The sequence below is a fragment of the Neptunomonas antarctica genome, assembly GCF_001305295.1.
GTDB classification, from domain to species: Bacteria; Pseudomonadota; Gammaproteobacteria; order Pseudomonadales; family Balneatricaceae; genus Neptunomonas; species Neptunomonas antarctica.
In genome coordinates, this window is the sequence record NZ_LJSI01000027.1 from 61,625 (window position 1) to 85,364 (window position 23,740).

Annotated in this window: 24 protein-coding genes; 9 read left to right on the forward strand and 15 right to left on the reverse strand. The window is 43.5% G+C overall.

Translation table 11 applies throughout. From position 1 onward, the window contains the following. Positions 1-13 precede the first annotated feature (13 nt). The gene (locus Nant_RS06050; protein WP_054340745.1) at positions 14-610 is read left to right on the forward strand and encodes a YceI family protein; all 597 of its coding nucleotides are present in this window, start codon (positions 14-16) and stop codon (positions 608-610) included. Positions 611-739: 129 nt separating this feature from the next. On the opposite strand, the gene Nant_RS06055 is transcribed toward Nant_RS06050, so the two are convergent. Further along, positions 740-970, reverse strand: a complete 231-nt coding sequence (locus Nant_RS06055) for a hypothetical protein (RefSeq protein WP_054340746.1) — start codon at positions 968-970, stop codon at positions 740-742. Positions 971-1,145: 175 nt separating this feature from the next. On the opposite strand from Nant_RS06055, the gene Nant_RS06060 reads away from it, so the two are divergent. Further along, positions 1,146-2,405, forward strand: coding sequence for a J domain-containing protein (locus tag Nant_RS06060; protein WP_054340747.1), 1,260 nt, complete (start codon positions 1,146-1,148; stop codon positions 2,403-2,405). A gap of 128 nt (positions 2,406-2,533) precedes the next feature. Here Nant_RS06060 and Nant_RS06065 read toward each other — a convergent pair whose 3' ends face one another. Continuing rightward, entirely contained in the window at positions 2,534-3,031 is a 498-nt protein-coding gene (locus tag Nant_RS06065; protein ID WP_054340748.1) for a glycine zipper 2TM domain-containing protein, read from the reverse strand. A gap of 376 nt (positions 3,032-3,407) precedes the next feature. On the opposite strand from Nant_RS06065, the gene Nant_RS06070 reads away from it, so the two are divergent. Beyond that, on the forward strand, positions 3,408-3,704 hold the full coding sequence (locus tag Nant_RS06070; protein WP_054340749.1) for a DUF3144 domain-containing protein: 297 nt from the start codon (positions 3,408-3,410) through the stop codon (positions 3,702-3,704). A gap of 158 nt (positions 3,705-3,862) precedes the next feature. Here Nant_RS06070 and Nant_RS06075 read toward each other — a convergent pair whose 3' ends face one another. Both Nant_RS06075 and Nant_RS06080 read right to left on the reverse strand, forming a co-directional pair. Beyond that, positions 3,863-6,943 (reverse strand): EAL domain-containing protein, encoded by a 3,081-nt coding sequence (locus Nant_RS06075; protein ID WP_054340750.1) that lies wholly within the window; start codon positions 6,941-6,943, stop codon positions 3,863-3,865. Positions 6,944-6,945: 2 nt separating this feature from the next. Beyond that, complete coding sequence (locus Nant_RS06080; protein WP_054340751.1) at positions 6,946-7,989, reverse strand: extracellular solute-binding protein; 1,044 nt, start codon at positions 7,987-7,989, stop codon at positions 6,946-6,948. Between the two features lie 269 nt (positions 7,990-8,258). On the opposite strand from Nant_RS06080, the gene Nant_RS06085 reads away from it, so the two are divergent. Beyond that, positions 8,259-8,960 carry a hypothetical protein gene (locus tag Nant_RS06085; RefSeq protein ID WP_054340752.1) on the forward strand — a complete coding sequence of 234 codons (702 nt, stop codon included), beginning with the start codon at positions 8,259-8,261 and terminating at the stop codon, positions 8,958-8,960. Positions 8,961-9,075: 115 nt separating this feature from the next. Here Nant_RS06085 and Nant_RS06090 read toward each other — a convergent pair whose 3' ends face one another. The 8 genes from Nant_RS06090 to Nant_RS06125 form a co-directional block, all read right to left on the reverse strand. Continuing rightward, positions 9,076-11,247 (reverse strand): esterase-like activity of phytase family protein, encoded by a 2,172-nt coding sequence (locus Nant_RS06090; RefSeq protein WP_054340753.1) that lies wholly within the window; start codon positions 11,245-11,247, stop codon positions 9,076-9,078. 258 nt (positions 11,248-11,505) lie between these two features. Continuing rightward, on the reverse strand, positions 11,506-11,757 hold the full coding sequence (locus Nant_RS06095; protein ID WP_054340754.1) for a GlsB/YeaQ/YmgE family stress response membrane protein: 252 nt from the start codon (positions 11,755-11,757) through the stop codon (positions 11,506-11,508). A 13-nt stretch (positions 11,758-11,770) separates the two neighbouring features. Then, entirely contained in the window at positions 11,771-11,965 is a 195-nt protein-coding gene (locus Nant_RS06100) for a DUF3185 family protein (protein WP_202904956.1), read from the reverse strand. A 492-nt stretch (positions 11,966-12,457) separates the two neighbouring features. Next, the gene (locus tag Nant_RS20995; RefSeq protein ID WP_076496063.1) at positions 12,458-12,766 is read right to left on the reverse strand and encodes a DUF1272 domain-containing protein; all 309 of its coding nucleotides are present in this window, start codon (positions 12,764-12,766) and stop codon (positions 12,458-12,460) included. A 110-nt stretch (positions 12,767-12,876) separates the two neighbouring features. Then, positions 12,877-13,818 carry a hypothetical protein gene (locus Nant_RS06110; protein WP_054340757.1) on the reverse strand — a complete coding sequence of 314 codons (942 nt, stop codon included), beginning with the start codon at positions 13,816-13,818 and terminating at the stop codon, positions 12,877-12,879. Between the two features lie 131 nt (positions 13,819-13,949). Continuing rightward, positions 13,950-14,330: an RlpA-like double-psi beta-barrel domain-containing protein gene (locus Nant_RS06115; protein ID WP_054340758.1), complete on the reverse strand. Its 381-nt coding sequence runs from the start codon at positions 14,328-14,330 to the stop codon at positions 13,950-13,952. 19 nt (positions 14,331-14,349) lie between these two features. Next, positions 14,350-15,150 (reverse strand): ion transporter, encoded by an 801-nt coding sequence (locus Nant_RS06120; protein WP_238377078.1) that lies wholly within the window; start codon positions 15,148-15,150, stop codon positions 14,350-14,352. Between the two features lie 145 nt (positions 15,151-15,295). After that, positions 15,296-16,147 (reverse strand): transglutaminase family protein, encoded by an 852-nt coding sequence (locus tag Nant_RS06125; RefSeq protein ID WP_054340760.1) that lies wholly within the window; start codon positions 16,145-16,147, stop codon positions 15,296-15,298. A 180-nt stretch (positions 16,148-16,327) separates the two neighbouring features. Between Nant_RS06125 and Nant_RS06130 the strand changes: the two genes are divergently transcribed. The 3 genes from Nant_RS06130 to Nant_RS06140 all read left to right on the forward strand — a co-directional run bounded on the left by Nant_RS06130 (position 16,328) and on the right by Nant_RS06140 (position 19,400). Next, entirely contained in the window at positions 16,328-17,524 is a 1,197-nt protein-coding gene (locus Nant_RS06130) for a DEAD/DEAH box helicase (protein WP_054340761.1), read from the forward strand. A 74-nt stretch (positions 17,525-17,598) separates the two neighbouring features. After that, positions 17,599-17,997: a YkgJ family cysteine cluster protein gene (locus Nant_RS06135; RefSeq protein ID WP_054340762.1), complete on the forward strand. Its 399-nt coding sequence runs from the start codon at positions 17,599-17,601 to the stop codon at positions 17,995-17,997. Positions 17,998-18,158: 161 nt separating this feature from the next. Beyond that, positions 18,159-19,400 (forward strand): leucine-rich repeat-containing protein kinase family protein, encoded by a 1,242-nt coding sequence (locus Nant_RS06140; protein WP_054340763.1) that lies wholly within the window; start codon positions 18,159-18,161, stop codon positions 19,398-19,400. Positions 19,401-19,499: 99 nt separating this feature from the next. Here the strand turns inward: Nant_RS06140 and Nant_RS06145 are convergent, their stop codons facing one another. Both Nant_RS06145 and Nant_RS06150 read right to left on the reverse strand, forming a co-directional pair. Next, complete coding sequence (locus Nant_RS06145) at positions 19,500-20,438, reverse strand: 2OG-Fe(II) oxygenase family protein (RefSeq protein ID WP_054340764.1); 939 nt, start codon at positions 20,436-20,438, stop codon at positions 19,500-19,502. A gap of 33 nt (positions 20,439-20,471) precedes the next feature. After that, positions 20,472-21,338 carry an MYG1 family protein gene (locus tag Nant_RS06150; RefSeq protein WP_054340765.1) on the reverse strand — a complete coding sequence of 289 codons (867 nt, stop codon included), beginning with the start codon at positions 21,336-21,338 and terminating at the stop codon, positions 20,472-20,474. 307 nt (positions 21,339-21,645) lie between these two features. Here Nant_RS06150 and Nant_RS06155 point away from each other — a divergent pair, with 307 nt between their 5' ends. Then, positions 21,646-22,839, forward strand: coding sequence for a TerD family protein (locus Nant_RS06155; protein WP_054340766.1), 1,194 nt, complete (start codon positions 21,646-21,648; stop codon positions 22,837-22,839). 99 nt (positions 22,840-22,938) lie between these two features. Beyond that, a complete protein-coding gene (locus tag Nant_RS06160; RefSeq protein ID WP_076496064.1) occupies positions 22,939-23,379 on the forward strand; it encodes a universal stress protein in 441 nt (146 codons plus the stop codon). Between the two features lie 90 nt (positions 23,380-23,469). On the opposite strand, the gene Nant_RS06165 is transcribed toward Nant_RS06160, so the two are convergent. Further along, complete coding sequence (locus Nant_RS06165; protein WP_054340767.1) at positions 23,470-23,724, reverse strand: hypothetical protein; 255 nt, start codon at positions 23,722-23,724, stop codon at positions 23,470-23,472. Between the last annotated feature and the right edge of the window lie 16 nt (positions 23,725-23,740).

A 23,740-nucleotide genomic window follows, 5' to 3' on the forward strand; every position in this document is an offset into this window, starting at 1 on the left:
AAGGAGATCCACCATGATCAACCATTACCTTAAACTCTCAGTACCCAGAACACTACTCGCCATCACTTTAGGTAGTTTACTGAGCCTGACGGCACAGGCAGATTGGCAACTGGACAATACCCAATCGTCACTTAACTTTATTTCAGTTAAAAATATCAATGCTGCAGAAGTATTCCATATCACACAACTGCAAGGCAGTTTAAGCGATAGCGGTGCACTGGAAATTAAGCTGGATTTAGACAGTATCAAAACCCAGATCGACATCCGCGATGAACGTCTACGTGAACACCTGTTCGATACCGCAAAATTCAAAATGGCAACGCTAAGCACCCAACTATCTGCTGAGACGTTAAGCGTTATTAAACAAGGCGGCGTACTCAACACCAGCATAGAGGGCATGTTGGACTTTCACGGATTACAGCAACCCATTATGGCTGATGTAACCCTACTTTCTGATGGAACAACGGTTCTGGCATCCACCACACAACCTATCATTATAAAGGCCGCTGATTTTGGCTTAGGTGGCGGGATCGAAAAACTACGTGAGCTGGCGGGGCTATCGAATATTGGTCACTCAGTGCCGGTAAGTTTTAACCTAGTCCTGAAGTGATAAAGGGTATGTGAAAAACGTAAGAAATATTATGACGAGGTTAGTATTAGCCTCGTCATCTAATTAATAAAGCTGTACCACTAATTGAGCTTTGAGCATTTTATTATTTGATTTTATCGCCTTACCTCGTTATAAGTCTGCACCTAAGGTGCTTGCAATAAATATTACTGCGCAGCCTGCTAACTGAAGGAAAAAAGGATTTTTAGCTTGCGGCCAATAAAAAATTAAAAATATTAGCGCTACAGGGTACAATAAAAAACAACCTACCCCCCACAAAATACTTGTTTGAAAAGCGGCTATTAAAGTTCCTATCCCACCAAGAATAAAAACACCTACTCCGATATAAACTAAAACTTCCATAATATATTTATCCTTGTTGATTGCCTGTATCGGGTAGATCACAGGACCTCTATGTTAACAGCCTCATCGTACGTTGACCTCCTGATTTCGTTTCATTCACACTAAAAACAGTTGTGTCTTATCCAAAAATAGCTACAGTAATATTTTCATATAGCCAGTACTCTGTAATCTAATTATGCGAACAACTGTTACTCCCATCCTTAAGAAAAAACCCAAAAAACTTTCTCGTCAAGAAAAAAAGTTTCAACACACCTGGCGAAAAATCTCTCTACTTAAAGCTGAAAATACCACGCTGGCAGCCCAACTGGATGATCTCATCCGCTTAACGGATGAAAAGGTTGCACCTATAGAGCACTCTCTGTCGCTTGAATACCATGAATTGATTGATAAAAAGCTGCGTTTTTTAACCATGAAGTCACTCAACCAATGGCAACGCTTTGAGCTTGCCGAATGGATTGAGCAATCCTTCGATACACTGCAGCTATTCAGCCAGGCAGATTTACTGCGTTTTCAGCAACAGGTTAAACGCTATAATGAGATTATTAATCCTGCTGATGAATTTGATAGCGATGATGTGACAAATCATGCCGAACAGCTTGAGTCAGGCCGTACTCAAGAGGCATCGCCCGACGCTGCTTTGCAACAAATGCTGGATGCCTTCATCGCCAAACAAACACAACAGCTGCAAAGTTTCGAGCAACAACAGCAAGCCTCTGGTCAGATCGATTTTATCGCCGACGATGCGCTGGAGCAGTTCACCTGCCAACAGACTGATGAGCTTATCGCATTTAAACAGTTACTGGATAAAATGCGCGATCAGGCGGAAGATGCCACCCCCTTTAGTTCCGAGCATGTAGATGATTCCCGATTTGACCAGGATGATGCTCAAGAACCCTATACTCCGGCAAACCAAGCCCGCCTGAAAACACTCTTTCGCGATGCCAGTCTGAAAGATATTTTCCGCCAGCTCGCCAGGGTTTTGCATCCCGACCGAGAACAAGACCCTGAACGCGCACGCCATAAACAAGTGCTGATGAGTGATGCATTAAAGGCCCGGGATGAGGGCGACATTCTGACGTTATTTGCCATGTATAGCGAACATGTGAGCCAGGATAGTCTCTGCTTTAACGAGTCTGAGCTGGAGGCTCTGAATCAACTACTCATACACCAGGTCACACAACTGCAGGATGAAAAACATCAAATCATCGGACAAAGTCCTGCCCACCGTAAGGCTTTTGAATGTTTCTACGACACTAATAATAAAAAAATTAATAGTAAAATAACTCATTATATTCAGGAAATAGAAGCAGAGAAGACGCTTATCCAAGAGCTGACCGTCTGTCTTTCCAGCCTGAAAAGCCTTAAACCCTTTCTGGAAGAGCGTCGCGAATCCAGCCCCAATAACTTTTATCAAGACTTTAACGAATTCTTCTAAGCGGCGGGTCCGGCACAGGAGCACCCATCAGCTAACGGGTATAAACCTTGATCTACCAGACGATACCCGTCCAATGTGTTAGGTAGTGCTCATTGTCTCCTCTAGCCGCCTGTCGGACTTAACGCTGATTAACGCAATTCCAAACCATTGCCAACAATTTTAACCGCTGAGCCCACCCCAAGACCTTGGGTACTAGCAAGCCTCATAGTACGCTCCCCCCCCTGTTCCATACCTATCAAAAAATCAAAATAGGACACAGAATTTCTCTGCTTTTCAATCTCATTGCCCGCCACAGCACCACCTACAAGGCCCACAATGGTAGCAACATCTTTACCTTTCCCATCACCTACCCCATTACCTAAAAGCCCACCGACCACAGCACCGATGGCACCGCCCGCCCCTGTGCTATTACCCTTAACAGCGACGGACGTAATTGAAATAACGGTACCGCAATTATCGCATTTAGGCGCTTCTTTAGGCTGTACCTTCGGCTTTTCTTGAGTAGCAACAGCGGAATTAGCTGCTGAAGAAGAATTATCAGTACTGCCTGATTCGTTTTTTTCATCACAGGCAGTCAAAGCAAACATGAAGAAGGGAATTATCAATAACATCTTGTGCTTATTCATAAAAAGAATCCTGGTTTATGTATGAAAAATAATGGATTAACGAAAACGTCACTAAGGCGCTTGCTAGTAGAGCACAAGCCTTATGCTAGACACTAGCGAAAAAAAATCATAAGCAACATCCAACCCAGACTTGTCGCCATGGCGATAATTGTGCAGCTTAACCACCCAATCGTTAACTTTTTCTTTTTAGCAGGCACTAAAAAGTACGCCCAAAAAACCGCACCCCATAAACACTTTGACCTAAACGGCTACGGCATTTTCATCAGCATCGACCCTAATTGCGCCCATTTGATATGCACTGTAAAGTAAGTGAAAAATCTTGTAGTGGTATGACGACACTCTATGCGATCAATCAATCTAAAAGGCAAACCCTGGCATGACGAATAAAGAGAGCGCTGCAAACTTGTTTAAAATGGCCGATGAGTTTATTGATGTAGCCAATCGCTTAGTAACATCAGAAAATAAAGAGTTGGAAGATGTAGGGGCGGCATTACGCTATGCGGCTGCACGTTTTAGTGCTCATGAAACAGCGTATAAATCGAAGGATTTAGCCGCAGAACGCAATGACGCACTTGCCTGGTTCTCAAATCAGTATTCTGAAATGCTCGAAGAAAACTTAGATCAACATATTGAGAGCTTTGAAACACTTAACAATAAGACAGAAAGTCATTAACAGCCATTGCTCACTACGCTCGACAAAGATCTGACAGGACGTTAGATCTCAGCCTCTTTTCCGATGAAAAATTACTCAAATTAATATTTAAATAATTGAATTTAAATATATTTTTATAAAATGCGGAAATAATCTTGAGCTCATGGGGAATCATAATTCTATTTTAACGCGATAGTAAACTCTGCTATAGGAACAGGCTTACCAAAAAGATATCCCTGGAACGTTTTACACCCTTTACTTTTAAGTAACTTCAGCTGTTCTTCAGTTTCTACGCCTTCTGCAATAACATCCAGTCCCAGACTGGTAGCCATGGCGATAATAGTACGAACAATCGTTCTATCGTTGCTATCAAAAGCAAGGTCACGCACAAATGACTGGTCAATTTTGAGCTGATCGAGAGGCAAACATTTAAGATATTGCAAAGAAGAGTAGCCAGTACCAAAATCATCTATCGAAAAATTAACGCCTCTGGCTTTTAGACTGATCATTTTTTCTACAATATCTTCCATATTTTCTAACAATATACTTTCTGTAATTTCCAATTTGAGTTTTGTGGGGTTGGCACCGGTACTGTCCAGCAGTGCCAGCACCTCGTCTACGAAGCTAGGCATTCTTATTTGTTTTGCACTGAGATTAACCGCCAGTGTCAAATGAGATGTTTCCGGTTGTTGTGCCCAATCGACCAACTGTTGACAGGCAGTACTCAGCACCCAATAGCCGATAGGTTCAATCAGGCCAGATTCTTCGGCGATACTTATGAAATCCAGAGGAGAAACCATACCCCGCGTGGGTGACATCCAACGAATTAATGCTTCAGCACCGATCACCCGATCACATGAGTCGACCTGTGCTTGATAAAAAAGTTGAAATTGATCTTTCTCAGCAATGGCTTGTCGCAGATCCAAGTCCAGACTAGCTCTGTCCATTATGGTTTGTTGCATACTGTGATCAAAAAAGTACAGTGTTTTTCCACCTGCTTTTTTTGCCTGATACATGGCGATATCGGCTTGTTTCATTAACTCATCGGTATCTCGTAGTGTGTCGTCGAATGAGATAGCGCCTATGCTAGGGTAGATAGTATAACGGCATAGAGAAAGCTGATAAGGCTGACAGAGTGCGGCTAATATTTTTTTGCCAATATGTTCGGTCTGGGTGGCGGTGACTATCGCTTTATCATCCAGATTTGTCAGTAAAACTACAAACTCATCACCGCTTAGCCTTGATACTGTATCACTTTCACGAACACTGGCACTCAAACGTTGTGCTACCTGTTTTAATAGTTGGTCTCCCATTTCATGCCCGTATGAATCATTGAGCGTTTTAAACTTATCCAAATCTATAAACAGTAACGAAGCACCCTTTTTATTATGAGCCATAGAGGCTACTGTCTGCTTCAACCGGTCTAACAATAGTCGCCTATTGGGTAAGAGTGTGAGTGAATCGTAAAAGGCGAGGTTATTAATTTCTTCTTCTATCTGCTTGTGCTCAATAGCGATGCTGGCCAGTCGGGCAGATTGCTCAATAACGTCTAAATCAGATTCAGTGGGCACGCTAATCGCACGATGATAGATAGCAAAAGTACCTAATACCTGACCCGTTGAAGAAAATATAGGCTGCGACCAACAGGATCGTAATTCGGCACTCTGCGCAAGTTCCTGATAATCGGCCCAATAGAGATGCGTTTGAATATCTTCAACAATGACGCGTTGTTTCATAAATGCAGCCGTTCCACAGGAACCTACAGCCACACCTATTTCAATCCCGTCAATTGCGGCATTATAAAATTCAGGCAGACTGGGAGCTGCACCAACACCCAGGTGCTGGCCTTCCTTATCCAGCAATAAAATACTGCATAGTATTTTAGGCTTGAGTAATTCTACACCTTCAACAATAGTGTGAAGAATAATGCCTAACGGTTCCTTTTTCGCCACGAGCTCCAAAGCGTAACTACGATACTTTTCATAACGTTCGATCTTTTCCCGCTCGAATACTTCTTGATTTAACACCTTGTTTTGTTCATTTAAATCGTTCAGCTGATTCAGAATATGAGCCTGCATTTTGCCGATACTACCGGCCAGCAACCCAATCTCATCTTTACTATTAACAGCTATCGGCGTTAGTTTTTGATTATCTGTAAATTGTTGTACGGCTCGCACTAATTGTTTAATAGGCCGGATAACTATTTTGGCTAATACTCCAAACAGGATAATAGCCAGGCAACTAAAAGCGCCGACTATAAGGCTTCCGTTTCTATACAAAATATTGGTTTCAGCCAGTATAAAGTCTAGTGGGGCAGTTAAGCCCAAAATAACAAATCGATTATTCTCAGCTTCACCGAAAACGACCTGAGTAAAGCCACCAATAACTTTTTGGTGTATGTCGGGATCTTCACCTTGCACTGCAACCGCTTGAGATTCTTTAGAAACAATGTCAAGCGTGGATATAAAGTCATCCTGAACCCGATGTTTGAGACCTAAATCAAAACCAAACGTTCGGGATTTGTCAGGATGAATAAGATAATCACCGGCTTGATTCGTTAGATAGAGTTGATGTTGCGAGGATAAATCTGACTTGAGCACTTTAAACATTTGATTCAGATTGACATTAATAACAATTAAGCCAAGAGCGATTCCATCTTTTCCAATAACAGGGGTTGCGACTTGCAATGTAGGCTGATCGTAACCTGTATGAGCCCCCTTTTCATGGTTGATAAATATCTCCGAAAAATAGGTTTTACCCTTTTCTAGTTTGAGTGTTTTGTAGACATAGGAGTAATGTTTTTTTTCCTGTAAATGCTTACCCGTGATGATAGTAAGCTTATCCTCATCACGATCTACCCGAACGAGCTCAATACCGTGTTTTTTAGCACTGATCAGCCGAACCTGAAAATATTCAGAATGCACTGATAACAAGCTGATGAACTCATCTGCCAGAGAGGCCCTTAATAAATCAACATCCTTTATGTCATCGGCGGCTTGTTGAACCAGACTTGTCTGAGCGAAAAACAGAGCATCGTCTGACACGTGTTGCCCCATACTAGAGAATCTCTCTCCGAGAACCTGCGCTGACGTAATCATATTCTGCGTGGCTTTTTTTAACAAAATATCGCGCGTGGTATTAAAAGTGTAATAACCGGTAAGCCCGCTGGTTAGAATCCCGAATAGAGCCAGCAAAATGCCGAGCTTGAGGCCGATGCCCAACGTAAAGTGCTTATCCGATTTAAGAGATGATTGAACCATCGCTAAAACTCACTCAGTGTTTCACCAGACATGATTTTGTCCCACAGCAATTTACGCTTGAGAGAGTTCTCCACCTGCTGCAACCATATGATTTTGTCAGCTTTATTCAAAGTCGGCGGATCCTGGAGGGTATTGGGTAAACCTTGCCGAAGCGTCAGGGCTTGGCTGACCTGTGCTTCAAGTGTGTAATTTATCCATGATTCAGCCAGATCGACATTTTTAGAAAAGCGTGTAACCGACCAGCAGTCCAGCCAGGCCAATGCACCTTCTTTTGGAATAACATAGCCGATATCGGCACCTGCATCTTGTAAGAGGGTTAGCTGTTGTGAACCATAATTAGCAAACAGCAGTGCGATGTTGTTTTGCATAAAAAGAGTAGTCGCCTCTTCTGGTTTTTCATAATAAGTCCGTACATTACGGCGTAGTTCAACCAGATATCCACTAAGGCGATTGAAGTCAGTATCTGGAATATGAAATGGGTTCTTCAGCCCTAACGTAAGGGCCGCCAAAGAAAAATTATGTTCGCTATTCTCATACATTAAAACCCTTCCCTGAAATCGCTTATCCCACATTAATGCAAAGGAATCAGGAGGGATTGGAAACACTTTACGATCGTAGATCAGACCCATTTCCGAATAGGTGTACGGAATGGCATATTCATAACCATTGCGAATCAAGCCTGGTATTTCTGCCCTGTTACGAAAACGCGGAAGTTGCTTTTTAGTATTAGGGATATTCGAAAGCGTGAGAGGAATACTGATACCCACATCAATGTAGCGCTGTAATTGAGCAGTATTAACGGCAAACACATCGAACTTAACGTCTTCCCCCGCTGTCATCCGCTTCCACATAGTATCGTCAGAGTCAATTAACGTCACTTCAACCTTAACCTTGTAACGTTCTTCAAAAGTCTGCACCAGATCAGCATCAGCATAACCAGGCCATGCCAGAATATGCAGTGTTTCCTGGGCAAGAACTGAAACAGAATTCGAGACCAGCAACATAAAGATAAAAAGCTGATGTGTGAATTTAAAGATTTTACACATATTCAAAGATACTCCAGAGCATTTACATCTGACCTAATAAAGTATAGCTAGCAATTGCAAAGAAACTAGGACGACCCTCAATTTATTCATAGCCGGAGTTGTGAAGTCTGCAGGTTTACACATACGTGTGAGTAGCCACTGAGTTTCTCCTGTTAAGTGTACGACCAAAGAGAATAAATAATGCTTATACAGTATTGCAGAATGCATAAATTGAGATTACTTTTCTTACCTATTCGCCACCTTGTAGGCGTCTAAAAAAGGAGTACTCAATGCACACAAAATTTACCGTTCAAATTGGTTCTTTTCGTAAAATCAACCAGATTCCAAATGCATGGTCTAACGAGGATTATCACGCCCTCATGGCCATTATGAATCTTGACGATGGCTTAGAAGAAATGGACGCCTCTGAACTGAGAGAAATGTGCATGATGTCTCTGAATGATATGGAGCCCCATGAAGCCGCCAACGTGGTATTAACCCGTTTATTTTCAAATGAACTACCAGAGGGAAAGATCGATCAATTAAGCCACGATATGCCAGATGACCGCTTATGGGAGGAGCATTCCGATTGCTTATTGCATGAACGCTTTTTTAGTGCGTATGCGTTATTACGAGAAGCCTTTAATGGTATTTTCGCACAACCGACCGGTGTGCAGCTTACCCTTGATGTCACGGCCAAAAGTAGTGAAGATATGGCGATTTTTGATGAGTCACCAGACTCCTCTATGGTACGTTTATTGGCGAGTGGACTCAGTGAAGACGCTCTCATCAATCGTCTATATGAAGATCAAATCCAGGGTGAACAATTTCCTCAGGCCCCCGGTATCGTATGGCAGTTAGAGCAGATAGAGGATAACGGATTAACACGTCAATTTAGCTTAGTCAGTTCATTCTTCTGGTTTGAGCAACTAGGACAGCTTGATGAGTTTGAAGCGACATCTCATGCCGACGTAACGGATGAAGGCGAATAATTCCTAACCGCCAAACAAAAAAAGGGCGATCAATGATCGCCCTTTTTTATTTTCTACAACAGCTCCGCAGGTGTCAAAAAAATCTCTGCGGGTGTCAAAAATAGCTCAGTAGAATTTACATCTTACCGATACTGAAAAACAGAGTTTCGCCGGAGCTATCATCCACACCGTCGTTATCTGTAATGGCAAAACCATTACCCGCAGCATCCACCGTAAAGCCTTCAATCTTATCCTGCACATAACCGTTCAACGACTTCAGGTCAGGCATAAAGTCATGAACCAATACCTTCTTCACCAAAGGTAAATCAGAACCGATAGCCGCGGGCTTCAGCTGATCTTGAGAAACGCTGTAAAGACGCTTCACAACAGCAGACTCACCCAGCTGGTTATCACGTTCGATGATGTAAACCTGATCTCCATGACTCACGATTTCAGACAAACCCACCCAACCAGTGGCTGCGCTCTCCAGTGGATAACGTACAGCGCCCCAGCTGTTTGTCTTGAGGTTATAAGCTAACAGTTTAACCTGATCCGCAGGGTCGTCTTTCCATGGTCGTTGAATCGCGATCCATAAAGTGTCACCGATTAGCGTTATGCCTTCTGCACCATACTTCTTCTCATTAGCCAGCAACGCTTTCGGAAAATCGATAGTACGATCAATCTCACCAGTACTGTTCACATGATGAATAGCATGAGGAATCTCTTTTGACGTTTTACCTTCAGACGCCAGCCAGAAGCCCCCTTGTCCATCTGCGGCAATACCTTCGAGATCCAATTTTTTAGCTGTTTTACCGTCACGCAGAACCAGAGTAGCCGCCGTAATTTTTGCCGGAGTCTGGTTCGCATCAATGGTGAATATAGTGGGCTGGTTAGCATAGAAGCTATCATTCACGGCATACAGCATACCCGGCTTAGCAGGATCTGCAGTAAGGCCGGATAATGCGCCCCAGCCAATGGGCGTCCCTTCGCTAGTGCGTGTAGAGATTATCTGTGGGTAAGCAGCAGGTGCGTCGGTCAGGCTATACAGCATGACGTGAGCACGCGGGCCTTTGTCTTCAATCAGATCTTTCTCGTTAGCGCTCACCAACAGGTTACGCTGAGGGATCACCACGGCAGATTCAGGCGCCATACCCGATGGCAACAACTGAACAAATTCTGGAGCATCACCGGTATCACGGTAAACACCAATCACAGAAGCACGTTCAGAAAGGATAAAGATGTAAGTCTCCCCATCAAACTGACCGATAGCCACACCTTCTGGCTCGCTACCTTTTTTGCCAGAACGCTTTTCAGGATAGTGCCCGGCTAAAATGACCTGATGCTCAAAAGAGGCACCGGATTCAAACAGCATACGACCATCTTTATGGAAGATAGTGAAGCCACGCGCACCACCGTTCATATCGCCTTCATTGGCGATAACAAAACGGTTATCGTCAAGCCATTTAACGGAATCAGGCTCCCGCAGACGGGTCTGGCTGTCGGTGAAATCCAGCATCTTATCTTTCTTAGTATCAATTCCTTGCAGCTCTACACTTCCGGCAGAGAAATGGTTCACAAGCTTACCGCTGGCCGCATCGATAATCGCCAGATAGTTGTTTTCCTGCAGCGTAACTACAATTTCGTTACGGCTATTAAAATCAACAAACTCCGGCTCAGGATCAGTAGCGCCAATCTCCGCCAGACCCGTCATATCTACTTTGGTCATTTTATCGCACTGAAGCTGACCATTTTCAACCGGCACGATAGTGACCCAACCCGCGGGTAACTGTGGCATTTCACCGTCATTCAGGTCTTCATCACGCTCATTCTCGATGGCCACTGCAACATAACGACCATCTTTTGATACCGCTACAGAGTCAGGCTGACCACCCAAGTCACAACGCACCAATTCATCTCGTTCTTGCAAACCCAGCGCCATCAGATAGCCTGAAGGTTGCGTATAGCTTTTAGAGGTATTAACCGCGGTAAAAACTGTCTTGCCACCAATGGCAACAGAAGTAGGCTCACCATCCAACTTAACGATACCACCCGCAACCGGGTTTTTCGCATCACTGATGTCAACAAACCCAAGTGCTTCAAACGGGCTATCAGAATAAACCAGCGTGTTACCATCTTCACTGGCAGCAATGATCTCTGGCGACGTTTCCTGACTCTGCTCAGTTCCTTCGGGCAGATTGTGGATAACACCAAAACTGGCAATACGGTTGAAGGACTCAGCATGGGCAACCGTTGCTGAAGCAGCAATGGACAGTACCAAAAGTGATTTTTTGAAACGGCGGACGAGCATAGCAAACTTCCAGGATTAGTTTTAAAGATCCAAGATGCTATAGCCTGACAATGGCAGAAACATGACGATAATATGACGAATAAAAGTCGCCGCAGGCACTTTATGGCTTCACTTCTACTTTCAACATCCCGGTTAAAAATGGAATGAGTACCAAACAGTGGGTGTGGAACAGATGTGTTTGTAGGCAGGGGGTGCCAGATATTGGAGCTTGTTGGCACTGAGGGCTAGAACCCTCAGTGCCCGATGAGCTACATTGAGCTAGGATCGCTTAACGATACTGATTATATACAACAAGATAATAGCGCCCACAGTGGCTGTAACGATAGAGCCTATTAAACCACCTGCCGATAAGCCCAGCAAACTGAAGACAAAGCCACCCAATACCGCACCAACAATACCCACAAGAATATTACCGATGACGCCAAACCCTCTTCCTTTCATTATGTTGCCGGCCAGCCACCCGGCTAGCGCGCCAATGGCTAAAAAGATTACTAAGCTAGTTATATCCATGATGCCTCCAGTCTTACTTTTTTGTGAAAAGGTATAAGCCAATAAAAAAACTAACAGCACCCGTAATGTAGAAAGTCATTACTTTGTCTGTATCTGAGCCTGTAACCGCTTGTGTTAGTTGTGATTCGACAGAATCCGATAACTGAAATCCCCATAGTGCAAAGCCAATGCCTATAACCACGAGGGCAATGCCAATAATTTTCATCATACTCTTTTCTCAAACCTCAGCTGTATTTACTTGTTATGTAGTGTTTGAAACTACGTTACGAATTTAACTCGGATCTTTCATAACCCAGCGTGGGAACATTGACTTTAGCACACCATCTTTGAGCACGTAGTAATGAAAGAGACCCGCGACCGCATGCGCATCTGCGAGCCATACAATGGCACAGCAAAAAGAAGAAATAGAGCACGAATTGCATAACCTTGGCAGTCAGCCAATGCAGGGTTTGCGCTATTACGCTATACCTGAGGGGGGCGTTACGTTCCATAGTTAATTCTCTAATATCTATCAATGTGTACCAGAACCGTGAGGTCTGGTGTTTTTTCATTTCTTTCGTAGCCATGGCCTGAACGACTGCGCCCATACCCGTATGATAAATACCTTCTATTACATCATGCTCAAGCTCGATTAGATGCTTAAAATTTAAGCTACCCAGCTCATAGTTTAGAGACGCTTTAGATTGCAGCACACACCTGTTTATCGCTCATTTGCTGGAATGACCTTAATGCCAGCAGCAAAATTTTTATGCGCTTTTACATCCACCGGCCTGTATTTAACAATGATTGACGCGGGGTCATTGCCGAGATAATTATTATTTATTAGATTATGTTTCGGTCTTATCGGTCTGGAGACAAAACCACCACCGCAATTCGGACAGACATTTTCTAGGAGTTGTTCTACGCAACCTCTGCAAAAGGTGCACTCATATGTACAAATCATGGCCTCGGTAGAATCAGGAGGCAAACTCTTATTGCAGTTCTCACACGTTGGTCTTAATTCGAGCACAGTACACTCCAGCCTCCGCAGTAGCGGGAAGGTGCTAAACTAACAAAGGAGAAAACTCATCAATTTATACATTATCACTTATCTTCATTTTTGTAGAATCGATGCACTCTTTAAATCAGGGGCTTCTGTATTTTTTCTGATGTGTGGATAAGCCTTTTCTTAACTCTATCGAGATGAATAGCATAGCCATTACCACCAATCCCATTAAACACCTCATCGGTAAACACAATAACCTCATTGTTATAAAATGTTACCGCCTCTTTTTGAGTCACTATACCAAGATCAATCTGATACGCATCCCCAGAAAAAAAATCATCACCCTTCCAGTTTTCAAATAGCCACAAGCGCTCTGAATCAAGTAACACAAGCTTGGTTCTATCAGGGCTAAGAGCAGCAGACGTGACCCAACACAATTCTTTGATGGTGGCGCAGGTTGAAAACTCATTAATGTATTCAGCTTGAAAGTTGGCAGCATGATCGCCTATGCGATAAAGCCGCGTTTTGCCATCAAAAGGGCTGGAACGATTTTTGCTAAAAAGGTAAAGGCCGCGTTTATAGTAAATAAACGCTTCAACATCGTAATGAGCATTTTTACTAATTTTTATGCCCTTTACTGATTTGAATTCAGGATTGGTAAATTTGATTATTTCTGCGCGGGTTTTATCAGATTTAATATCGATGGGGTTTTCAATTTTGTAGATAGTTAGCCATTCGCGATCGTTATCATTATTACCAAAATCACCAATAAAAAAATGGCCGAAATCATCTTGGGTCATGTCTTCCCAATCCCAATTTTTGGCATTTTCAATTTCGATACTGCGCTCAATTTTTCCTGTTGCGCCTAACTGATATAGCCTGGGTGAATCACCCCCGTCATTGATGGCCCATAGCTGCTGTTTTTTATCAAATTCAATACCTGAGATTTCTTCTAATTGCGTATCAAAACTGATGAATTTAGTGCTATTAAGCAGCCATGTTCTGTAGGCCAGCATACCAAAAAAAGCAACGAAGCAGATAAGTACAAGACGAGAGATTGATTTTTTGGTTAGCATCAAGAGTACGACATATACATCTGAGAAATAAGCATGCCATTCTAACGTAAAAAAGCAATGGATAAGCGTGCAACCATGAAATCAGCAACAACGCTAACCTTTATGCGTCCGAATAAGAGCCCGTGCTATGTTTATTTTTTATCCCAGGAAATAACAACTTTTTGTTTCCCCCATTCTTTGGCGGCCTCGATGTCTGTTCCCATATAAATATCAATTTTTTTCTTCCACCTCTTATTCATTTTATCAAGTACCGTATATTCCCCCTTCAGCCCCTCTATGGAAACATTAACGCCATGCGACAAGCCCTTTTTTATCAAATCCCGTGATACTGAAATTGCCTTCATTTCTGGACTAAGAGTATCTCCCCATGCAGCCAGAAAAGGGGTGGAATCTGTTTCATCGACGTGTGAAGTATATGCCGTAGCCGTTACTTCCAATGAATGCGTGTTTTTATCGCAGCCAATTATTGACATAATTCCCACAAACAAAATAAACCGACTTACCACTCTCATCCCTCCCCCGATTTTTTTATCATAGCGCCTTGTTGGTAAGAAACTGCCTTAACTCCCGTATTTCCTGGCGCAACAGCTTCAATTCCCCCTGCAGGTCATTATCTAGCACGTTGACCGCATCGATGGTTTCTTTGCGCTCTTCTTCATTAAAGCTTTGCATGGCATTGACGATAATCGCAATGAATAAATTCAGCATGGTAAAGGTTGCGACTAAAATGAACGGAATAAAAAAAGCCCACGCGTAGGGAAAGGTTTCCATAACGGGCCGCGCTATGCCCATAGACCAGCTTTCAAGCGTCATGATTTGAAACAGGGTATATAACGAAAGGCCTAGACTACCAAACCATTGCGGATATTGTTCAGCGAACAAGTTCGTGGAGATTACCGCAAAGACATAGTAAATAATCAGTAACACCATGGCGATTGAGATAAGGCCCGGAACGGCACTGAGCAAAGCCCCCACCACTCGACGCATAGAAGGTACCATCGTAAGCAGACGCAAAACACGTAATACACGCAGCGCACGCAATACGGAAAACGCGCCGCTCGAAGGAACAATCGCAATGGACACTACCGCAAAATCAAACAGGCTCCAGGGGTCTTTCCAGAAATTGAGCCGGTAGATATATATGCGGCTCACAATTTCTACTACAAACACACCTAGGATTGCCTTATCAAGCAATACAATATACGTACCCGCTGCAGCCATAATCGCGCCGGAGGTCTCCAACCCCAAAAGGACGGCGTTTATGACGATCAGAGAAATGATAATTCTTTGCGTTACCGGATTTTCGATGAGTAACTTTAGCTTTGCGTGCAAAGGTGATTCTCCAATACGCGAAATATTAAGGCCTGGGTATTGTAGCTAAGCTCCCTCCTTAAATATAAAGAAAACACCAAGGGTCCCCAAACCAGCCTCGATGTTTAATCGAGGCTAAAAGTCAGGAAAATGTAATCATTTTTATTTAGCATTCGCTTACCCACACACCTACATCAAGCTTGGACTCAGCCGAACCAGCGTAAGACCCAGAGATGGGAGGGACGGATACCGCCAATCGCGATACGGCTACGGGTATATGATCCGTGCCGACAATATCGCCTATCGTCGGGTCAAATCCTTTCCAGCCTCCGCCGGGCAAATAAACCTCAGCCCAGGCATGAGTGGATCCAACCTGACTCGACATCAGCGGCGCATGTAAATATCCACTGACGAAACGGGAGGCAAGGCCCAGGCACTTTACGGCCTCCATAAAGAGTAAGGCAAAATCACGACAAGACCCAGAACCGAGCGACAGTGTTTCCTCGGCAGATTGGACTCCGGGTTCTTCTCTCACCTTGTAAACCAATGTTTTGTAGATAGTGGCAGCAAGCCGCTGTAATAGCGTATAGGTTTGAACCTGTTCGCCAGACTTCCATACTTGAAATATCCAGTTATTTAAAAGCTCTCTGGTCTTTTGATCGGGTAACACACGATAAGGTGACAATGAAAACTGATCTCCCTCGTTATAAGCAAAAGGATAGTTAATAGCGTAATCCTCAACGATAAAATCCAATGGAGATTCATTATATTGCTGAATGATGACTTCACTTTCAACCGTAAGCTGTTGCGTTGGACGAGTAAAATTAGCGATAGCCACTGAATTGTCTTCAACATCGCGATGCCAATATATTTTTGCATCGGGTGTAATTTTCAGCACAAAAGACTCGATACGGAGGTCATGACCTTCCCGTGGACGCAACAGTAAATGATGCGCCCCAAGCGTCACAGTCTCCGTATAATTGTAATAGGTACGATGAATAATTTTATAACGTTTCATGATTACCCCGAAATGGAAGTTTCTCAAGCATCATATCCTAGGCGCACTTCGTAGGGAAAAAAAACACACAAAGAGCCATATATGGTTAGTCTCACGATTAACAATAATCAACGTACCGCAACTCAAACCCTACTGCTATACTGCGCTCTACTTTCCTTTTGACGACCTATCCGAGCCTCTATGACATTTTCAAATCTAGGATTGTGTAATCCTATTCTACAAGCTATTGAAGACTCGGGTTATACAACCCCTACCCCGATCCAGAAACAAGCCATTCCCATCATTCTTTCTGGTAAAGACCTCATTGCCACGGCTCAAACCGGTACCGGCAAAACTGCCGCATTTGTTCTGCCGATTTTAGAGATATTTAATAAAGAACGAACATTACGTGGTAAACGCATACGCGCACTTATTCTTACCCCGACACGCGAATTAGCGGTGCAGGTTGCTGCCAATGTTACTGCGTACAGTAAACATCTGAACCTTAGCTCTCTGGCTGTTTATGGGGGTGTTGATTCTGAGGCTCAAAAACAGCGTTTAATAGAAGGCGTTGATATTTTAGTCGCTACGCCGGGCAGATTGCTTGATTTGGCTCATCAGCGGGCACTGCATTTTGATGAACTTGAAGTACTGGTATTAGACGAAGCAGACAGAATGGTAGATATGGGTTTTGTTGATGATATCTATAAGATCATTGACCGCTTACCCAAAGCCCGTCAAAACCTATTGTTTTCGGCCACGATGACAGACGACGTTCGCGCCCTCGCCTTTGAATTTTCTGATAGCAAAACGAGCAATCCAGCCGTTGAGATATCGACTTCGCCAATATCCACAACGGCACCCACTATAGACCAGTGGTTAATCACGGTAGATAAAGACACCAAGTCCGCCTTGCTGAGTCATTTAATTAACGACCAACAGTGGAATCAGGCGCTCATTTTTATCGAGAAAAAACACGGTGCCGCCAAACTGGTCGCACAGCTTGCAAAACGCGGTATTGAAGCGGATGCCATTCATGGTGATAAAAGCCAAGCCATGCGTGAAAAGATTCTGGCCGATTTCAAATCGGGTAAACTAAAATATTTAGTCGCCACAGGGGTTGCCGCCCGCGGTTTAGATATTGGTGATCTCAGTCGCGTTGTTAATTACGACCTGCCTTTTAAACCAGAAGAATACATCCACCGCATTGGCCGAACCGGTCGTGCGGGTGCGACAGGTGAAGCCATTTCGTTTGTTGCCATGGGCGATTTTAAAAATCTATGCGCCATTGAAAGCCGTTTAGACCATATAATCACCCGAAAAGAAGTTGAAGGCTTTCCGGTGAGAAAAGTGGTGCCCGTTTCAATTTTGAACTATGTTCGCAAAAGCGAACGGTAATCTAAAGTCGCATCAAAACCTAAACAAACTAAAAGGGTCAGGTAAGCAGTGATTAGCAAACTGATTAGCAAACTATGAAAGATTGTAATCAATGTGGTAAATGCTGCATCAAATATGGCGGTGGTGATTTAGCGGCGACTAAAGAAGAAATTGGCCTATGGGAGTTATTTAACCCGGATATCTTCGAATACGTTAGAAACAACGAAATATGGTTCGATCCTGAATCCGGTGAGAGACTTAAAAGATGTCCATTTCTCGAAGTTGTTCCAAAAAAAACTCCTCTGGCACCCGATAAATACACATGTAGTATTTACTTAAATAGACCGCAAGACTGTCGTCATTATCCTAGCCTAATCGATGAAATGGTTCGGGATGAATGTGAAATGATTGAAATAATAGATTTAAAGAACCCTAAAAAAGCCCAGAAAAATCTGGATTTATTGATGAAAGATAGTCGATATTCAAGTTTCTGATAGGGTAAATTAGTGATTGTATACAACGTATGCAAATCACCGACGGTTAGCGGCGAACTGTAACATAGTGAAAGCCGCGCCCTTCATTGCAAGACCATCGCATTACGTTTTCGAGTAAACTAGCGGAATTTTTGTATCAAATTAAGTAGGAACTCATAATTTTGCATACACTTTCTCAGCTTAGATCTGGCGAACTATCTGGCATTCGGCACTTAACATTATCAGAAAATTTAACATCATTCCCTTTGGATATTTTATCACTCGCTGATAGCTTAGAAATTCTTGATTTATCAAATAACCAGTTAACGTCATTGCCAAAAGAAATCATAAAGTTACACAACCTTAAAATATTTTTTGCCTCAAACAACCATTTCGAAACAGTACCAGAAGCACTTGGCCAATGTATCAACTTAGAAATGGTTGGTTTTAAATCAAATAAAATTAATCATGTCCCTGAAAATTCATTGCCACCAAAATTACGCTGGCTCATTTTAACTGATAACCAGATTAGCGCACTGCCTGACTCTTTGGGCGAGCGACCCAGACTACAAAAATTAGCGTTAGCGGGTAATCGCTTAACACACCTACCTCAAACCTTAGCTCAATCGAAAAATCTGGAGTTAGTGCGCATTTCAGCCAACCAACTGGTTGAATGCCCTGAACAATTGCTAAGCTTACCTAAACTTGCCTGGTTTGCTTTTTCTGGCAATCCATTTAGCCAGTCCGATGCTGATATCCGGTCAGTTCCGGAAATGCCATCATCGAGCTTCACATTACAAAAAGTACTTGGACAAGGTGCCTCTGGTGTTATTTCAAAGGCGCATTGGAACCAACCTCAAGCACTATTTCCTGATGATATTGCTGTTAAAGTATTTAAGGGCGAAGTCACCAGCGATGGTTATCCAAAAGACGAATTACAGGCGTGCCTGAAAGTAGGCCAGCATGCAAATCTAGTGACGTCTTTGGCCCAGGTGAATGAGAATGGATACCTGGCATTAATCATGAGCTTGATACCCGCTCACTATAATAATTTAGGCTTACCACCCTGCTTTCAAAGCTGTACACGTGATACCTTCCCACCTGATTTTACGTTATCAATTGAGAAGATTGAAAAGATAGTTACTCAAATGGAAGCTGTGTTTACACATTTACATGCGAACCAAGTATGCCATGGCGACTTATACGCGCATAACGCCCTGTTTGATGATGAAGCCAATCTCATTGTTGGCGACTTTGGTGCAGCAACCATGTACCACATGCTTAATCAAAAACAACAAGCGCAAATCAAGCAGATTGAACATCGGGCACTGCACCATTTCATTGACGACTTATTAAGTATTTGCACAGAAGAAGATAAACTCAGCACAAAATTTATGCTTCTCAAACAGCAAATTACTCATTAGTACATCAAGAGAAAACAGGCATTGTTATCGTTTCTAACGTTGCCTGGCTCAATCAATAAAAAATACTCCAAGTCCATATATTCCGTAGTTCTGAAAGGCCTAGACACTTAATTCCGGCAAACAAAGCTCCCATGTTTGCATCAGCTGCGCAAACACTTCTATTCCGTCAAGTTCGCTACACAAAATTTTCCAACGAGCCAGATCGAACGAATCCAGATACAAGAAAGCGATCCAATCCGCCAGTAGCACTGCTGCATAAGTCTCTGTATCACTCCTATTGCAGAGCAAAAGTCCTGCGCTGTGCTGGTATCCGGCGACAATGATCGCCTCGTCATAACCCCAGCGATGCAGTGCAATCGCAGCCGTTCCTGCACGAAATGTTATATCCTCGGGTAGGTTCAATTCGGCATCCGAGGCAATAGGGTTCAGTGCGGCCGGTAACTCTGAGAAATGCAGGTTGGCAAACAGGGTTTGAAGGTGCGCCGCAAGCTCGACTGTATTCGCCACATGCCAGAAATTGAAGACGACTGTTTGTCGCGGCTGGGAAACCTCAGTGACACCATGATATGACTCCGCGTGAAGCGCAAAACCAAACGCTGCGTTGTATTCAGGATCAAGTCTGAAAGACGCTGCACTCTCTGGTGATGAAAATAGTTCCAGAACACCGCCGTGATCAGGCTGCCATTCCTTATTGAGTTGTACCACCAGTCGAACAAACTCATAGCCCAACAGCGGCCGGTCGCTATGTAACCCAATCACGTGTCCGGGCAGCATGCGTTGAGTCGTGACCAAAACACGGTTTACGAGTGGCAATCCAGTAATCTCGCGCATTCTAACGAGCACTTCGGTCTGAAACGTTGCTGGAATATTTTCGGTAACATCCTTAAGGGCACAGCGGTAAAAATCACCATCATGATGCTGCCACTCACCGGCTTGCACAAATAGACATTCAAGCGCGGCACACTGTTCTTCGGAAAATGCAGAAGCTACAGAAAAAAAGGAAAACGGCTTATCGTGATGCTTGGGCTGCAAGAGCAACGGCTAAACTCCTATATTAATAACTCAGTGTACTTATTGAAGTGCGATGGATGCCATTTTCATAGTACTTTCAAATGATTCTGCACCTGCAATAAATAAACCATTATGACAGAACATGGCATCATCAATACCTGTTAAGTCTTGAAGCGCTTGACCGGATAATCCGCCCCATTGTTTAGGCAGCGATTTTTTATCTTCGAAGGAACCTAGCTCAACAGGTACTGCTTGAATTCTCCATTGGCCAGACGGCGATGGAAAAATAATAAATAAAGCCTTTTCGGATAAGGCGTGAACCGTTGTTTTCCACGGTGTATATTTTTCTAATACGATCACTCTTGGATCTTCTGCATTATCAATAGCGTTAGCCACAATGGCTTTCGCACTAATACCACCGTTCGCTGATGCAATAAAGCGTGTTAAAACGCGTGATGCAAAATCAACGGCCTCATCAAAACAGCTATCAAAGCCACTCTCTTCTTGCCACGTAGGATTAAACATTGAAATAGTTCGGCTAAGGCTAATACCTTTAGAAACACCTTCCACATGACCACAATCGATGGCATCAATCGTTGATACCAGACCAGTATCAACAGCATTGGCTACCTCTTGGTTACCCTGACATATTTCTACGCCATATTTCTGCCACATTAAACCAAATGACGAATAGGGAATACCATTGTCGCGTGCACCTGCACCACCACGTTGATGATGATCAAAACGGCCTGCATCCGGGTCATATTCACCACCGACATCAATCACAATATCAGCCTTACCGATAAGCTCTAAATCACGTGTGCGTATGAGTTTAAAAGAAGGGTAAATGCTCTTAAGCGCAGCGATACTGAAAACATCATCAGCATGAAAATTACCGTTATGAGTTGCTATAGTTTTATCATTCATTGTTTTTGAGTCATTTCAGAAAGAGATAAGAAGGTGTCGCTGGTTAATTTTAACAACAACGGAGGACAGATGAAACTTATGCGCCTTCATCATCGCTACATCGCAGTTATTTTACGGGATGGTTACTGCGTGAGTTAGAGTAAGGCTAGTAAGGCGCCGACTAAGTAGAAGAGAGCGACGGGACATCAGATGTTCTCATAAATGAGGACAGGGTATTGATTCAAGTCCGACAGCCTGCTAAATAGCAGGCTGTTTAGAAGACCTTAGCCAAGCGGTTTAATTAATTTGACTGAATAGGAAAATTATAATGGAAGAGCTCACTCAAGGCGCTAACTGTGTTATTAAAAATAAGACCATCGACGTTGCGGTACAATGCACACTGACATCGGGTTCCTCTAATGAACTCGATGTTTCTGCATTCATGCTCAACGCTTCCGATAAAGTGCTGCAAGATGAAAGTTTCATTTTTTATAATCAGCCCACGTCTCCCGATGGTGCTGTTACATTAAACTGCCAACAACCCGAGCACCAAATCTTCAGTATCAACCTTTTAAAAGTGGCTACTGACGTACAAAAAATTGCCATTGTTATTACGGCTCCACAAGCATTTTCACAAGCGAAACTGTTACGCATTGATGTCGGCGGTGAGCTATTTTATCAGCCTGTAAAAGCCAGCTTAGAAGAAAAATCTCTTATTCTTGCCGAGATTTACCGACACAATGATAATTGGAAATTCCGCGCAGTAGGTCAGGGCTATAAAGGTGGCCTGGCTCCGCTTGCCACGCGTTTTGGCGTTGATATTTCTGACGAACCTGAGCAGGCAATAGTCCCACCACCTGTGAATATTCAGAAAACCTCCATTAGCCTGGAAAAGTCTGGTGAAAAAGCCACCATCTCGCTGAAAAAAGGACAAAAGCTCACCGCTCGCCTGAAGTGGGACACCAAGGCAGACTTAGACCTCTATTGCTTTTACGTGGACAACTCTGGAAAAGAAGACAAGGTGTACTACAGACGCATGGGCGATCTTAACAAACCACCCTTTATCAAACTCCTGGGCGACAGCATGGATGCGGGCGAAGAGGTTATTGAGATCTCCAAACCAGAAAATATCAAGTATGCCCTTATTGCGGCCTATAGCGCGGTGAGTAATGGTACTGGTAGTTTCTTTTCCTATCGCGCGCGTATTGTTGTAACCAACAATGATACACAAGAAGTAACCTCTCATCTTGCGCACGATGATCCGCGTTCCTACTGGGTTTCATTTGCTTTGATTGATTTTACTAATCCTGAAAAGATTGAGATTAAGAATGTAGAGTCTTACTCAAACAAGGAGCATTTCAAAGAAGCTTTTATGGCACGTACCGGACATAAGCCCGCAAGCTTATTCGGAGGCAGTAAAAGCAACGTCAACGGCATTAGTTCTTATAACCCTGAATGTTCTCCGCATCTATTTCAAGACGGCTCCTTTATGATGTCCGTGGGGGAAATAGAGTTTAAGTAACGGCTCACATTGCATTCGCACGCATGACTTTAGTCGACTATACGTTGTCCGTGCCGATGCTATGCTGATAGTAAATCCATTAAGAATGGGGAAGATATCATGAACAACGCTATTCCCAGCATCGTGGTCGCTTGCGACGGTTCAGATCAAGCATTGCAGGCAGCAAAAATGGCAGCCGAACTGGCAAAAGCCACCGGTTACACTTTGAAGTTATTGTCTGTATTTCCGGAGTCGAAGGCAGAAAGAATGGTTATCAGCGGTGTATCGCCCAGCGACCTTGAGGAAGAGCAAAAGGACTATGGTCGCAAAGTTTTCGACGCCGCGAAAAAAGTCGTGAGTGGAAAACTCAATCCAACCGAAGAGATCCTACTCAAAGGCGACCCCGCTCATGCAATCATTGAGTATCTGGACGCCAATCCGGGTACTCATCTGGTGCTGGGAAGGCGCGGTCATTCGGCAGTGCGCAGCCTGACTTTAGGCAGCGTCAGTGAAAAGGTCGTCAGACACGCCACCGTTCCGGTTACTGTGGTAAGCGCGTAACAGCGCGCAAGGTACTTTTTTGGTCCGCCCCATATGGCAATATAAGTGATGCTGCTGGCAATCCGCTCTATGTACGTTGGTATGTTTTTATTATATCAGTGCTAAAGCAAAATCTTTGACTACAGATGACGCAGTTCCTAAGCGTTCAGATAAAATAGCCTTTTTTCTATTTTCATCTGCGGCTTCATTAACAGCCTCAATTAGTCTGTTTAACTCAGACTGATCTGCCCTTTCTGGCAATAGTTCTGAGATCTGTTCGTCAGTTAATACTCCCAACTTACTAATTATACCTGCTAGCTCTCTATCAGTAGCAGCTGCTTCTTCATCTAGATTGTATCTACTCATCACATTTATCCTTAAC

Excerpts from the sequence above, each read along its gene's own strand:
- Nant_RS06095 (WP_054340754.1), bottom strand. The coding sequence starts at position 11,757 with ATGGATATAACTAGCTTAGTAATCTTTTTAGCCATTGGCGCGCTAGCC.
- Nant_RS06150 (WP_054340765.1), bottom strand. The coding sequence starts at position 21,338 with ATGAATGATAAAACTATAGCAACTCATAACGGTAATTTTCATGCTGAT.
- Nant_RS06135 (WP_054340762.1), top strand. The coding sequence starts at position 17,599 with ATGAAAGATTGTAATCAATGTGGTAAATGCTGCATCAAATATGGCGGT.
- Nant_RS06125 (WP_054340760.1), bottom strand. The coding sequence starts at position 16,147 with ATGAAACGTTATAAAATTATTCATCGTACCTATTACAATTATACGGAG.
- Nant_RS06165 (WP_054340767.1), bottom strand. The coding sequence starts at position 23,724 with ATGAGTAGATACAATCTAGATGAAGAAGCAGCTGCTACTGATAGAGAG.
- Nant_RS06155 (WP_054340766.1), top strand. The coding sequence starts at position 21,646 with ATGGAAGAGCTCACTCAAGGCGCTAACTGTGTTATTAAAAATAAGACC.
- Nant_RS06160 (WP_076496064.1), top strand. The coding sequence starts at position 22,939 with ATGAACAACGCTATTCCCAGCATCGTGGTCGCTTGCGACGGTTCAGAT.
- Nant_RS06075 (WP_054340750.1), bottom strand. The coding sequence starts at position 6,943 with ATGGTTCAATCATCTCTTAAATCGGATAAGCACTTTACGTTGGGCATC.
- Nant_RS06130 (WP_054340761.1), top strand. The coding sequence starts at position 16,328 with ATGACATTTTCAAATCTAGGATTGTGTAATCCTATTCTACAAGCTATT.
- Nant_RS06070 (WP_054340749.1), top strand. The coding sequence starts at position 3,408 with ATGACGAATAAAGAGAGCGCTGCAAACTTGTTTAAAATGGCCGATGAG.
- Nant_RS06090 (WP_054340753.1), bottom strand. The coding sequence starts at position 11,247 with ATGCTCGTCCGCCGTTTCAAAAAATCACTTTTGGTACTGTCCATTGCT.
- Nant_RS06065 (WP_054340748.1), bottom strand. The coding sequence starts at position 3,031 with ATGAATAAGCACAAGATGTTATTGATAATTCCCTTCTTCATGTTTGCT.
- Nant_RS06100 (WP_202904956.1), bottom strand. The coding sequence starts at position 11,965 with ATGATGAAAATTATTGGCATTGCCCTCGTGGTTATAGGCATTGGCTTT.
- Nant_RS06055 (WP_054340746.1), bottom strand. The coding sequence starts at position 970 with ATGGAAGTTTTAGTTTATATCGGAGTAGGTGTTTTTATTCTTGGTGGG.
- Nant_RS06060 (WP_054340747.1), top strand. The coding sequence starts at position 1,146 with ATGCGAACAACTGTTACTCCCATCCTTAAGAAAAAACCCAAAAAACTT.
- Nant_RS06115 (WP_054340758.1), bottom strand. The coding sequence starts at position 14,330 with ATGAGAGTGGTAAGTCGGTTTATTTTGTTTGTGGGAATTATGTCAATA.
- Nant_RS06085 (WP_054340752.1), top strand. The coding sequence starts at position 8,259 with ATGCACACAAAATTTACCGTTCAAATTGGTTCTTTTCGTAAAATCAAC.
- Nant_RS06050 (WP_054340745.1), top strand. The coding sequence starts at position 14 with ATGATCAACCATTACCTTAAACTCTCAGTACCCAGAACACTACTCGCC.
- Nant_RS06110 (WP_054340757.1), bottom strand. The coding sequence starts at position 13,818 with ATGCTAACCAAAAAATCAATCTCTCGTCTTGTACTTATCTGCTTCGTT.
- Nant_RS06080 (WP_054340751.1), bottom strand. The coding sequence starts at position 7,989 with ATGTGTAAAATCTTTAAATTCACACATCAGCTTTTTATCTTTATGTTG.